Here is a 13,039-nt window from a genome sequence, read left to right as displayed (position 1 = left end):
CTTGCCTGCGGGCTTCGCGTCCGGGCTTCGAACCGCTCAGGCGGCGGCGCGCGGCCTGCGGTTGACCAGCATGATGCCTGCCGCCACCGTGGCCAGCGCAGCCAGCAGGCCGGGCGTGACCGCCTCGCCCAGCCACAGGGCGCCGAACAGCAGCGCGAACAGCGGCGTGAAGAACACAAAGGTTGAAATCTGCGTGGCCGGGTAGCGGCCCAGCATCCACATCCACGCCAGGTAGCTGGCAAAGGCGCCAATCACCGTCTGCACGCCGAGCGACGCCAGGCCAAACGCGCTGAAGTGCCAGTTCCAGGCTTCGCCCAGCCCGAGCGACAGCGCCGGGAAGGCTGCTGCGCTGACGGCCAGCTGGTAGAACAGCAGCTTTTCCGCCGCAATGGTCACCAGCTTCGACGCCCGGATCACCACCGTCGTCAGGCCCCATAGCATGCCGGCCGCCAGCGCCAGCAGGTCGCCGCGAACAGTCGATGCCGTGCCGCCGGACAAGCCTTCGCGCAGCGCGAACACCACCGCCACGAAGGCGCACAGCAGCCCGGCCCACTGCAGGCCGCGCAGCCTTTCCGAGCGCGCCCAGAACGGCACCAGCAGCGCGACCCAGAACGGCGAGGTGTACAAAAACACCGTCAGCCGCGACGCCGTGGTGTATTGCAGGCCCAGGTAGATGCAGGCAAATTCAGCGCCGAACAGCGCGCCCGCCAGCAGCCCGGCCGCCAGCGAGCCGTCGCGGCTGAACAGGGGAATTTGGCGCCAGGCGCACCACCCCCAGAGCAGCGCCGTCGCGCCCGCCAGGCGCAGCGACGCCTGGAACATCGGCGGTATCTCGGCCAGCGTGGCCTTGATCAGGACCTGCTGCAACCCCCAGAACAGGCAGCAGCCGAGCAGCATGGTCACCGCCAGCGTGTCGAGATGGGTTTTTCGTTCAATCATGAAGAATCCGTGGCATGGGAAAACGCAGGGACGCGGGCGACCGCCGCCCGCCGGCCAGGCCGGCCGAAAGGGCGTGACGCCGGCTTACAGCGGATGCTCGGTGTAGAACCTGCCGCCGTGGTACAGCAGCGGCGCGGCGCCGGCCTGGTGGCTGCAGCGCTCGACCTCGCCGACGAAGATCACGTGGTCGCCTTCCTCGTAGCGGCTGCGGTTGAAGCATTCGAACGTCGCGGCTGCGCCATCCAGCAGCGGCGCGCCGCTGGCGCCTTCGCTGAATGCCACGTCCAGCCAGCGGTCCTCGCGCCGGCTGGCAAAGCGCTCGGCCAGTTCCTTCTGATCGGCCGACAGGATGTTGATGGCGTAGTGCGAACCGGTGCTCAGCGCGGCCATCGAGCTGGCGCCTTGCGACAGGCTCCAGAGCACCAGCGGCGGATTGAGCGATACCGAGTTGAAGGAATTGGCCGTCAGGCCGACCAGCACCCCGGCCGGCGTGCGTGCCGTGACGATGGTCACGCCGGTGGCGAACATCGCCAGGGAGGCGCGGAATTCCCGGGGCGAAAAGCTCGGGCTGCTCGCCTGGCGAGGGGGAGATAGGGGCAACATAGGGCGCTAATTTAACTGAAGCCACCGGCACGCGCCGGCTTCGGGGCTTGCGCCGCTCGCCTGCGCAGGACGGAGCCGGCGTTCATTTGGCGTTAAATGCTATGAGATAAATAGCTTACTATGCATGCCGGTCGTGCGCAAAAGCCGTATTTGGCTGAAAAACCGTGACCGCTCAAAGCTTCCTGTAGGTCTGATCCGTTTCGGTCGCCTTGCTCGTGTCCTTTTTGCCGTCCTTGACGTCCTTGGCTGCCTGCTCGATCCGGGGGTCGGGCTGATCGGCGGTCATGTCCTGCGCCTGGTCCCGGTCGCTCGGCAATTCCAGCTTGTCCTGGGCCGAGCCGTCCTTCAGGTCGGGCTGCTTGCCCACCATGGGGTCTTGCGCTTGCGGGGCTTTCGCCGGCATGCCCTTGCCGGCGGCCGGCTGGTCAGGTGTGTTGTTGGGTGAAGTGCGGGATTTTTGTGTCGTCATCCCTGCACTGTCGCCGGCTTTGCGCCTCCCGGCTGTCAGCCTGAAAAAGTATTGTCTGTAGGAAAAGGTGACCCTGCGGGCGCTGCCGGGGAGCAGGGAACAGGCTCAGGCGGCGGAGAGCCCGGGCTGGCGGTGGCCATTGTCGAATCCGTAAAAGCCGAAGGCCATCGCCGGCGATTCGCCGCTGATCAGCTCGGCCAGGGCCTTGCCCGAGCCCGCGCCGTGCGTCCAGCCCAGCGTGCCGTGGCCGGCGTTGACCCACAGACGCCTGACCCTGGTCTTGCCGATGTAGGGAATGTTGGTCGGCGTGGCCGGGCGCAGGCCGCACCAGAACTGCGGCGTGCCGCCTTCTTCTTCCAGCCGCGTGTCGCACACGCCGGGCAGCACCTGCTCGATGCGCCGGGCCAGCATGCGGCACCTGGCCTTGGCCAGCGGCGTGTCGAGCGACAGGTCGTAGCCGCCGACCTCGATGGTTCCGGCCACGCGCAACTCGTTGCCGAGCCGGCTGATGGCGCACTTCACTTCATCGTCGATGGTGCTGACGAACGGCGCCAACTCGGGCCTCCGCAGTTTGAACGTGGCGCTGTAGCCCTTGCCCGGGTAGATCGGCAAGTCCACGCCGACGGTGCGCAGCAGCGGCGCGCTGTAGGAACCGCAGGCCACCACCACCGCATCGGCCTTGAGTTGCTTGAAGGGCCTGAATTGAGCATCTTTTAGCCCTTTTGCGCTTGTTCCACGGGCGCGTATAGCTACGGATTCAATAGCATTGCCGGCTTTTTCAAGCCGCAGCACGTCGTGGTTGTACAAAAACGTCACGCCGCGCTCGGCGCAGCGCCTGGCCAGGGCCTGAGTGAACACCCGGGCGTCGCCGCTTTCGTCGCTGGCGGTGTAGGTGCCGCCGACGATATGGTCGGCAAAGGCGCTGAGGGCCGGTTCGATCTTCAGCAGCTCGGCGGTGGAAACGACCCGGCGCGCCACGCCGTACTTGCGCATCAGCTCGGCTGCGTCGCCGGCGGTGTCGAACGATTTCTGCTCGGTGTAGTAGTGGGCAATGCCGCGCTCCAGCCGGTGGTAGTCGATGCCGGTGGCCTGCACCACGTCCTTGAGCGCGGCATGGCTGTAGGCGCCCAGCGCGACGAGCTGCTGCACATTGCGCTCGAAGGCCGCGTCGTTGCACTGCGCCAGGAACTGCAGGCCCCAGCGCCATTGCCGCCAGCCCTCGCCAAACGGCGACTGCGGCCTGAACAGCAGCGGCGCATCGTCGCGGAACATCCATTTCAGCGCCTTCAGCGGCGCGTCGCGGTTGGCCCAGGGCTCGCAGTAGCTGACGGAAATCTGCGCGGCATTGGCAAAGCTGGTTTCCAGCGCGGCATCTGGCTGCCGGTCCACCACCGTGACCTCGTGCCCGCGCTGCTGCAGATGCCAGGCGGTACTCACGCCGATGATGCCTGCGCCTAAAACCACAACCTTCATGCCGTTCCCCTTTTGCAAAACGCAAGTGTGCAGGAGCTTGGCGCCGGATAACAGTCAAATTAAACTGTCAGCTAAATCATCAGGCCAACTAATACTGAAAGCCTTCCGAATGAGCACTTTTGACCCGGATGCCCTGGAATGCCTGGCGGCCATCGTGGAAGAGGGCGGCTTTGAGCGCGCCGCGCGGCGCCTGTCGATCACCCAGTCGGCGGTGTCGCAGCGCCTGCGCGCGCTGGAGGCGCAGGTCGGCACGGTGCTGATCGTGCGCAGCCGGCCGCTGAAGGCCACCTCGGCCGGGCAGTTGCTGCTCAAGCACACCCGCATGCTGCGCCTGCTGCGCGCCGACCTGGAGCGCGACCTGAAGGAACTCGCGCCGAGTTCGCTGCGCGGCGCGCGCGAGGAAGAGCGCATATCCATTGCCATCAACGCCGACAGCATCGCCACCTGGGCGCTGCCGGCGCTGACCGCGCTGGCGCAGTCGGGCCTGCCGATGGAAATCATCACCGACGACCAGGACTTCACGCACGAATGGCTGCGCCAGGGCCAGGTGCTGGGCTGCGTCACCACGCTCAAGCAGGCGCTGCGCGGCTGCAAGGTGGTGCCGCTCGGCGCGATGGAATACGTCGCGGTCGCCACGCCCGCGCTGGCGCAGGAGCGTCTGGGCCTAGATGCGTTGACGGCGCACAATTTCCGCGAGATTGCCTTCGTCGCCTTCAACCGCAAGGACGACATGCAGAGCGAATTCGTCGGCAAGGCCTTCGGGCTCAAGCGCGTCATGCTCAACCAGCTGTTCGTCCCTTCGTCCGAAGGCCAGGTGCGCGCCGTGCTGGCCGGCTGGGGCGCCAGCGTGCTGCCGGGCCTGCTCGCGCAACCCCTGCTGGACCAGGGCCTACTGGTCAACCTGGCGCCTTCGTGCGTGCTGCCGATCCAGCTCTACTGGCATTGCTGGAACCTGGAGTCCGAAGTGCTCGATGCCTTGAGCTGCGCGCTGACCCGGTCGGCCGAAGTGGCGCTGGCCGCCTGAAATGAACTGCACAAAAAACACACTGTTTCATATACTTGGGTAACCCAGGAGAAAAACGATGCCTTCCTTGACTTCCAGCGGCCTGCGCGCCGCCATGGCCGGAGCCCTTGCCGCCGCGCTGACTGTTTCGCTGCCGGCCAGCGCGCAGGGCGATCCGGCGGCGGGCGCAGCCGGCAATACGCTGAAGATCGGCGTCATCGGCCCATTCACCGGCGGCTCGGCGGACTTCGGCGTGCCGATGCTCAACGGCATCTTGCAGGCGGTCGATGAAATCAATGCCGTCGGCGGCTACCTGGGCCGCAAGATCGAGATCGTTCGCAAGGACGACCAGGCCAATCCCGACATCGGTCTGAAACTGTCGCAGGAACTGGTCGCTGAAAAGGTCGTGGCGACCATCGGCTTTTGCAACACCGGCGTCGCCGCCAAGTCGCTGGAGGTGTACCAGACCAGCCAGTTGCCGCTGATCATCCCGTGCGCCACCGGCAAGCCGCTCACCGCCAAATACCCCGCGCCCGACAGCTACATCTTTCGCACCTCGCCCAGCGACGCCATCCAGGCGCCCTTCGTGGTCGATGACATCGTCAAGCGTGGCTGGGACAAGGTGGCCATTTTTGCCGACACCACCGGCTACGGCGAGGCCGGCCTGAAGGATGTCGAGGCCGCGCTGGCCGCCAAACAGCTCAAGCCGGTGCATGTCGCCCGGTTTGCGCTGGGGGTGAAAGACCTGGGCGAGGAACTCAAGGCCGCCAGGGCGGCCGGCGCCAACGTGGTGTTCAGCTACACCGTCGGCCCGGAAAATGCGGTGATTGCCCGGGGCCGCCAGTCGCTGGGCTGGAAGGTGCCGCAGGTCGGTGCCTGGACGCTGTCGTTTCCCTTCTTCATCGACGGCGGCAAGGAAGCTGCCGAGGGCGCGCTGATGGCCCAGACCTTCATCGCCGAGCCCAGCAACGAGCGCCGGGCGTCGTTCCTGACCGGCTATGCGCGCAAGTACAAGGTCAAGAAGATTCCGGTCCCGATGGCCGCCGCGCAGGGCTATGACGCGGTGTACGTGCTGGTCCATTCGCTGTTCGGCGTGCGCGACGGCAAGCTCACCGGCCCGGCCATCAAGACCGCGCTGGAAAGCCGCAACCGCATCTACTACGGCGTCACCGCCACCTACGAGCAGCCCTTCAGCAAGCAGGACAAGGAGGCAACCACGCAGAACATGCTGGTGATGGGCATGGTCAAAAATGGCGCGGTGACCTTTGCCTACCCCGAAGACGCCAAGCGCAACCTGTTTGTGCAGCGCAAGCAGTAAAGCCAGGGCGCCTGTCAGCCATACCCCGCCACGCGCGCCGCACAGGCGTTCGCCCGACCCCATGCCCGCACCGCGTTTCACCCATTTCCCATTGATCCCGCCCGGAAATTCCCGATGTTGAGCCGGCTCGGCCTTCGTTCCCGCCTGGTCCTGCTCGTGCTGGCCGGGCTGGTGCCGGTCTTTGGCCTGTTCGCCTGGTCGGCGGCGAAAAACCAGCAGACGGTGCTGGCGCTGGCCCAGGCCGGCCTGCAGTCCAGTGCGCTGCTGGCGGCGGCGCACCAGCAGCGACTGGTCGAACGGGCCGCCCAGCTGCTGGGCGACATTGCCAGCGGCCCTTCCATCAAGGACACGCGAAACCGCCTGTGCGCGCAGTACCTGAAAAACCTGCAGACGCAGGACACGGCGTATTCCAACCTGGGCGTTGTGGACCTGGACGGCAGGCTGTCGTGCCATGCCGCCAGTCCGGTCGCCGATATAGATATCGGCGACCGGGCCTTTTTTACCCAGGCGCTTGAACAGCAGGCGTTTTCAGTCGGCGACTATGCGGTTTCGCGGTCCACGGGCCGGCCCGGCGTGGCCTTCGGCATGCCGGTGTACAGCACCGGGGGCATTCTCAACGGCGTGGCCTTTGCCGCCGTGGATGTCACGAGGTTTGTCGAAGTCCTGGCGGCGGAAAAAATCCTGGAAGGCGCACTGCTGCGGGTGATCGACCGCCAGGGTGTGGTCCTGGCATCCCATCCGGCCGCCGGCCAGGCCGGCAGCCAGGAGCGCGATCCGGTAGTGCTGAACGCGGCCCGGTCGTGGCAGCCGGGCGTCGGCCAGGCGGCTGATAGCCGCGGCGTCGAGCAGGTGTACGCCTATGCCCCGGTCGGCGCCTCCAAGGGCGGGCTGTTCGTGGCCATCAGCGTGCCGCGCAATGTCCTGGTCGCCACGCCGCGCACCCTGCTGATGGCTGATCTGGCCGCCCTGCTGGCCATGGCCGCCCTGGGCATGGCCAGCGCCTGGGCGATGGGCCGGCGCCTGGTGGTCAAACCTGCCAATGCCATCCTGAAGGAAGCCAACGAAATCGCGCGCGGCAATTTTCTGGCGCGCGTCAGCCTGGGCCTTTCGCACCACAACGAGATCGGCCGGCTGGCGCTGGCCTTCAACCGCATGGCCGAATCCCTGCAGGCGCAGCGCGGCGAACTCGATGCCGCCCTGCGCAAGGGCGATGCCGAGCGCGCCATGCTCGACCTGATCCTCAACAGCATGAGCGAAGGCGTGATCGCCATCGACACTCAGGGCCGTTTCCTGCTGTTCAACCGGCCCGCGCGCAAGGTATTCCCCACGCCCGGCGAAGACGCGCTGTTCAGCGACTGGCGGCACGTCAGCCCGCTCAAGTCGTTCGATGGAACCAGCCTCGAATCGAACGGGCCCTTGTCGCAGACCCTGGCGGGCGCCAGCATCGACAACTGGGACCTGAGATTTTCCCCGCCGCACGCCCCGGACCGTATCCTGCGCATGAGCACCCGTCCGCTGCTCGGCGCCGACCGCTGCTCGCTCGGCGCCCTGGCGGTGTTCGTCGATGTGACCGATGTCAAGGCGGCGGAAAGCTTTGCCCTGGCGCAGGAGGAAGTGCTGGTCCTGATCGCCAGGGGCGCGCCGGTGCGCGAGTCGATTGAGGCCATCCTCCGGCTGATCGAAAGCAGCGCGCCGGACAGCCTGTGTTCCATGCTCATGTCGCAGGGCGGGCAGCTGCGCCAGGCCATCGCGCCCAGCCTGCCGCCAGAATTCGTCCGCGCCACCGACGGCCTGAGCGTCGGGGAAGGCGTGGGCGCCTGCGGAACCGCAGCCTTTCGCCGCGAAAGCGTGATCGTCGAGGACGTTAGGCGCGACCCGCTGATGCACGATTTCCGGGAACTGCTGGCCACCCATGGGCTGCTGGCCTGCTGGAGTACGCCGGTCGTGGCGACCGATGGTGAAGTGCTGGCCACCTTTGCCATTTACCGCCGCACGCCCGGCAGGCCGCAGACTGCCGATCAGCGGCTGATCGAAGCGGCCATCCGGCTGGCGCGGCTGGCGCTGGAGCGCGCGCGCGCCGAGCAGGCGCTGGTCGGCAGCGAGGCGCGCTTTCGCGAACTGGCCGAAAACATCGAGGACGTGTTCTACAACGTCGATGCCCACCAGGGCCAGGTGCGCTATGTCAGCCCGGGCTATGAAAAAATCTGGGGCCGCAGTTGCGAGAGCCTGTACGCCGTGCCGGGCTCCCAGGTCGATGCCGTCCTGCCCGAAGACCTGCCGGTGCTGGCGCAGGCCAATGCGCTGAATGAAGCGGGACACAATTCGAGGGTCGAGTACCGCATCCTTTCGGCCGATGGCCGGATACGCTGGCTGCGCGACCGCTCCTACCCGGTGTTCAGCGACGCCGGCGAACTTGAGCGCGTGGTGGGCACCATACGCGACATCACCGACAGCAAGCTGGCCGAGATGGCGCTGGCCGCCACTCACCGGGCATTGGAGATGCTGAGCCGTTCCAGCATGGCCATCAACCGGATTCATGACGAAGCCGCCTTGCTGGCCGAGGTGTGCCGCGTGGCCGTGGAGGTCGGCGGCTACCGCATGGCCTGGGTCGGCTTTGCCAACGATGACGAGGAAAAAACCATCCAGCCCGTGGCCCATGCGGGCGCCGAGCAAGGGTATCTGGAAACCATCACCCTGTGCTGGCGCGACGACCGGCCGCAGGGGCGGGGGCCGGCGGGCCGGGCCATCCGCAGCGGGCTGCCGCAGCAAACCGGCGATGTCAGCCAGCTGGACAGCGAATTTCACTGGCGTGATGCGGCGATGCAGCGGGGTTATTTCAGCACCCTCGCATTGCCTTTGTGCAGCGACAGGCACAGTTTTGGCGTGCTGTGCCTGTATGCCGGCCAGCTTCAGCGATTTGCCCCCGAAGAGATCCAGCTCTTGCAGGAACTGGCCGACAACCTGGCCTTTGGCATCGTCAGCCTGCGCACCCGGCTGGAGCAGCGGCGCAGCGAGGAGGCCGAACGCAGGACGGCGGCGCGGCTGCATGAGCAGGCTTCGCTGATCGACCTGGCGCCGGGCGCCATCGTGGTGCGCAACCTGGACCTGAGCATCCGCTTCTGGAGCCGGGGCGCCGAGCGCCTCTATGGCTGGCCGGCGGAACAGGTACTGGGCAAGACCATGCAGACGCTGATGTACCGCGACCCGCAGGTGCTGACCGACGCCATCGAACAGATCAAGGCGGCCGAGGGCGACTGGACCGGCGAGGTGGAGCAGGCCGACTGCCACGGCTCGCCGGTGTATGTCGAGATGCGCGGGACCGTGGTGCGCGACGAAAGCGGACAGGTCAACGGCGTGATGATCGTCAACACCGACATTCGCGAGCGCCGCCAGGCACGCGAAGAAATCCTGCTGCTCAATTCCAGCCTCGAAGATCGCGTGCAAAAACGCACGGCGCAGCTGAAGTTTGCCAATGAGCAGCTGGAGGCGTTTTCCTATTCGGTGTCGCATGACTTGCGCAGCCCGCTGAGCAGCATCAACGGCTTCAGCAACCTGCTGGCCAAGTCAATCGCCGGCCAGGGCACGACGCCGCTGGCCGAGCGCAGCCAGCATTACCTCGCGCGCATTCGGGCCGGCGTCGGGCAGATGGGCGAGCTGATCGATGCCATGCTGTCGCTGGCCCAGGTGTCGCGCTCCAGCCTGACCTGGGAAACGGTGGACCTGAGCGCCAGGGCCGGGGTGGTGCTGGCCGGCCTGCAAGAGCGCGAGCCGGGCCGGTTGGTCCGCCTGGACGTGCAGCCTGGCCTGATGGCCCAGGGCGACCCGCGCCTGCTCACGCAGGTGCTGTACAACCTGCTCGGCAATGCCTGGAAATTTAGCGCCCGCAAGGACCGCGCCTGCATCACGCTGGGCCGCATGGTCGGCTCCGACGACGAGGATGTGTATTTCGTCCGGGACAACGGTGCCGGCTTTGACATGGCGTATGCCCCTAAGCTGTTCGGCGCTTTCCAGCGCCTGCATACCGAGGCTGAATTTGCCGGCACCGGGATCGGCCTGGCGACAGTGCACCGGATCGTGGCGCGCCATGGCGGCAGGGTCTGGGCCGAGTCGGTGCAAGGCGAAGGCGCCACGTTTTATTTCACCCTGGGCGCTGCGGCCGCCTGAGCCGGCAAACCTGCTTCCAAGGCGAAGTTTTCAAGCCTTTCAGGCCTTTTCCGCTTGCTGGCAAAGCGTATTCAGCTATTGTTTAGATAGCATTCTGCCCGCCGCGATGCTAGCGAACCAGCAGCAACGGCACCTTGCAGTGCGACAGCACCTGCGTCGCGACCGAGCCCATGACCAGGTTGCCAATCGTGCCATGGCCGTGCGAGCCCATCACGAGCAGGTCGAACTTGCCCTCGTCGGCAAAGTTGGCAATGGTTTCACCCACATGCCCCACCTTCCACTCGCGCTTGACCACCAGATTGTGGTGCGACAGGAATTCAGTGATCGGCGCCATGACCTTTTCGGTTTCGTCGGCGTAGTAGCCGTCAACGATTTCCTTGCCCACGGCCGCCCGCGCCCGGGGCGGCAAGGGGGGTTGCACCGTCAGGAGGGTGTATTCATTGCGCGGGCCGAACAGCTCGTCGTGCGTGGTCAGGTAGGCCAGCATTTTCTTGGTGTACGGGCTGCCGTCAACGGCCAGAAGAATCTTCATGGTGTGTGCTCCTTGGTCAATACCGTAGTTTATTCCGCTTCCAAATCAATCCGATATGTCGTTGCTTCGCCTTGCCGTGCCAAAGCACTGTCCGCGGCTTCGCGCCTAATCTCGGATTGATTTGGAAACGGAAATAGCCACCGGCAGGCCGCTGGCGCGACAATTCAACACCCCCTGTCAGGCTATGGATGAACCGCAATGCGCAGCGACGGCCGGAAGCCTTGCTGCTCGCCCTTGCGCGCGTAACCCAGCGGATTGGCCACCACGCGGCAGCCCTGCCTGACGTAGTCGTTCGGGCAATGCAGGTGGCCGTGCAGCCAGACCCTGGCCAGCGGCAGCAGGTCGTCCAGCGAATTGCAGAACCCGGCCGACCCCGGCGTCAGCCCATAGCGCGGGTCGGCGCTGAGCAGGCTGGGCGCAAAGTGCGTCACCACCACCGTGGGGCCGTCAAAGGGCACTGCCAGCGCCTCACGCAGCCAGGCCTGGCTGCGCAGGCCCTCCTCGCGCAGGGCTTCGGCAAGCACGGGCTGGCCCTGGCGCAGGGCATGGTTCTTCTTGAGGTAAAAATTGGCCGCGCGAAAGGCTTTTTCGCGCATCTTGAGCTGCTCGCCCAGCGTGATGCGGCCTGGCGCTGCCGGGTCCCTGCTGTTGGCGCTGGTCGTCAGCGCATCAAAATCGGTCCACAAGGTGCAGCCGATGAAGCGCACGCCCTGCAGCCGCACGCATTCGCGTTCCAGCCAGACGATTCCCAGGCGCTGGCAGGCTTCGCGCAGCCGGGCGTCGGCTTCATCGAATTCGAGTCCGTCGTATTCATGGTTGCCCGGCACGAACAGCACCGGCGTCGGCCAGAGCGCGCCGCCCTGCGCCGCCGGCAAGGGCGAAAACCGCGCCAGGCCAAAGTCGTCAATCGCCAGGCTGGTCAGCAGCGAACCCTGCTGATAGGAGCCGATGTCGCCCGCCAGCACCAGCACGTCGGCGCCGGGCAGCGGCGTGGGTTTGAAGTAGGGGTTGGACTCAAGATGCAGGTCGGAAAGAAGCTGGATGTTCACGGGCCGATTGTGCGGGAAGGTGCGGAATTCCTCCTGCACCGGTGCTTTTTACCCTGGTGCAAAGACCATTTTGAATGCGGCCATGCCGTATCGGCATGGGTTTGTGACCTGCCCCGGCTTGTAAACCTAGGGAAAACCCTTACTCTATCCCTGTCACCATTTTTAATACCGCACTGAGTTTTTATGTTTCGCATTCTCTCCAAAATTGCCTCTTTCATGTCTTCACGCAACGCGCTGGCGCCCGCCAGCGAGGTGGCGCACCAGTTGATGGAGCGCGCCGACGCCGGCGCCGGACGCGACCCGCGCCAGGCGCAGGAGCTGCGCGGCGCAGCCCGCGCCTTCCTGAGCGTCATTCGCTGAGCGCCAGCCGCCCGCGCAAAAGCACGGTCGGGTTTTTCAGGCCGTGAAGGCCTTCTCAGCCGCCCGCAGGACGGCACGCCGCAGCCAGGCATGCGCGCCGAGCCGGTCCGAACGCCGGTGCCACAGCGAGTCCACATGCACCGGCGACACCGCAAACGGCAGGGGCTGCAGCGCCAGTTCGGCGGCAAAGCCGGTGACGCGCACAAAATGGCGCGGCAGCACCGTGAGCAGGTTGGAGTGGGCGACCACCCGGCCGGCGGTAAAGAACTGGTTCACGGTCAGCACCACCCGCCGCTCCCGCCCCAGCGCGGCCAGCGACTCGTCGATGAAGCCATAAGGCCGGCCGGAAAAACTCACCAGCATGTGCCGGGCCGCGCAAAAGTCGTCCAGGCTCAGCCGCCCGCCGGCCAGCGGATGGTCCTTGCGCATCACGCAGACATATTCGCCGTCATACAGCCGCTGGAAATAAAACGGCATCGCCTCGCCGTTTTGCGCCTTGACCGTCAGGTCGGGCAGCACCGACGGGAAATGGCCGATGGCCAGATCGCAGGCCTCGGTGTCCAGCATCTGCCGCGGGTCGCGCGTGGTCAGGGGCAGAACCCGTATGCTCACGCCAGGCGCTTCGTGCTCCAGCGTTTCGCTCAAGCCCGGTATCAGCTCGGCGGCCGTCGCGTCGGCCATCGCCAGCACAAAGCTGCTGCTCGCCTGTCCCGGCACGAATTCATCGGGAACCAGTGACGCCTGCAACTGCCGCAGGGCTTCGCGCACGGCGGGCCAGATCACCACGGCGCGTGGCGTGGGCGCCATGCCCTGGCCGCTGCGCTGCACCAGCTCGTCGCCCAGGGTTTCGCGCAACCGGCTCAGGGCGTTGCTGACGGCGGGCTGTGTCAGCGACAGGTTGCGCGCGGCCCGCGTCAGGCTGCGCTCGGCCATGACCTCGTCGAACACGCGCAGCAGGTTCAGGTCGAGCGTGCGGAAGTTCGGCGGCTTGAAAGGTTTCGGTGAAGACATCACGGTTCAGTCATCAATTTTATGAATGACGAACATCACATATATAAAGTTGAACAGTATTAGTAAAAACCCTAATATCTCCCTACCCGCTACCCATACATGGAAGCTAACCAGACCC

The 13,039-nt window shown here is 65.9% G+C and carries 11 protein-coding genes; 4 read left to right on the top strand and 7 right to left on the bottom strand.

Annotated features, from left to right (window positions below; all coding sequences use genetic code 11):
- Positions 1-36 precede the first annotated feature (36 nt).
- The 4 genes from EC86_RS0115810 to EC86_RS0115795 all read right to left on the bottom strand — a co-directional run bounded on the left by EC86_RS0115810 (position 37) and on the right by EC86_RS0115795 (position 3,484).
- Entirely contained in the window at positions 37-939 is a 903-nt protein-coding gene (locus tag EC86_RS0115810; RefSeq protein ID WP_029526721.1) for a DMT family transporter, read from the bottom strand.
- An 84-nt stretch (positions 940-1,023) separates the two neighbouring features.
- Positions 1,024-1,542, bottom strand: a complete 519-nt coding sequence (locus EC86_RS0115805) for a flavin reductase family protein (protein ID WP_029526719.1) — start codon at positions 1,540-1,542, stop codon at positions 1,024-1,026.
- A gap of 172 nt (positions 1,543-1,714) precedes the next feature.
- Positions 1,715-2,011, bottom strand: coding sequence for a hypothetical protein (locus tag EC86_RS0115800; protein WP_029526718.1), 297 nt, complete (start codon positions 2,009-2,011; stop codon positions 1,715-1,717).
- Positions 2,012-2,116: 105 nt separating this feature from the next.
- Positions 2,117-3,484: a D-amino acid dehydrogenase gene (locus tag EC86_RS0115795; RefSeq protein WP_029526717.1), complete on the bottom strand. Its 1,368-nt coding sequence runs from the start codon at positions 3,482-3,484 to the stop codon at positions 2,117-2,119.
- Positions 3,485-3,593: 109 nt separating this feature from the next.
- Between EC86_RS0115795 and EC86_RS0115790 the strand changes: the two genes are divergently transcribed.
- The 3 genes from EC86_RS0115790 (at position 3,594) to EC86_RS0115780 (ending at position 9,969) form a co-directional block, all read left to right on the top strand.
- Complete coding sequence (locus EC86_RS0115790; RefSeq protein WP_029526716.1) at positions 3,594-4,508, top strand: LysR family transcriptional regulator ArgP; 915 nt, start codon at positions 3,594-3,596, stop codon at positions 4,506-4,508.
- Between the two features lie 58 nt (positions 4,509-4,566).
- The gene (locus EC86_RS0115785) at positions 4,567-5,805 is read left to right on the top strand and encodes an ABC transporter substrate-binding protein (protein WP_029526715.1); all 1,239 of its coding nucleotides are present in this window, start codon (positions 4,567-4,569) and stop codon (positions 5,803-5,805) included.
- A gap of 114 nt (positions 5,806-5,919) precedes the next feature.
- On the top strand, positions 5,920-9,969 hold the full coding sequence (locus EC86_RS0115780) for a PAS domain S-box protein (protein WP_029526714.1): 4,050 nt from the start codon (positions 5,920-5,922) through the stop codon (positions 9,967-9,969).
- Between the two features lie 109 nt (positions 9,970-10,078).
- Here EC86_RS0115780 and EC86_RS0115775 read toward each other — a convergent pair whose 3' ends face one another.
- A complete protein-coding gene (locus tag EC86_RS0115775; protein ID WP_029526713.1) occupies positions 10,079-10,501 on the bottom strand; it encodes a universal stress protein in 423 nt (140 codons plus the stop codon).
- Positions 10,502-10,683: 182 nt separating this feature from the next.
- Positions 10,684-11,550 carry a metallophosphoesterase gene (locus tag EC86_RS0115770; protein ID WP_029526711.1) on the bottom strand — a complete coding sequence of 289 codons (867 nt, stop codon included), beginning with the start codon at positions 11,548-11,550 and terminating at the stop codon, positions 10,684-10,686.
- A gap of 216 nt (positions 11,551-11,766) precedes the next feature.
- On the opposite strand from EC86_RS0115770, the gene EC86_RS29520 reads away from it, so the two are divergent.
- Positions 11,767-11,910 (top strand): hypothetical protein, encoded by a 144-nt coding sequence (locus EC86_RS29520; RefSeq protein ID WP_198026855.1) that lies wholly within the window; start codon positions 11,767-11,769, stop codon positions 11,908-11,910.
- 36 nt (positions 11,911-11,946) lie between these two features.
- Here the strand turns inward: EC86_RS29520 and EC86_RS0115760 are convergent, their stop codons facing one another.
- Complete coding sequence (locus EC86_RS0115760) at positions 11,947-12,921, bottom strand: LysR family transcriptional regulator (protein WP_029526709.1); 975 nt, start codon at positions 12,919-12,921, stop codon at positions 11,947-11,949.
- Positions 12,922-13,039: the final 118 nt, after the last annotated feature.

The organism is Polaromonas glacialis (genome assembly GCF_000709345.1).
In the GTDB taxonomy this organism is placed as follows: domain Bacteria; phylum Pseudomonadota; class Gammaproteobacteria; order Burkholderiales; family Burkholderiaceae_C; genus Polaromonas; species Polaromonas glacialis.
This window is presented reverse-complemented; position numbering and strand designations above follow the sequence as displayed.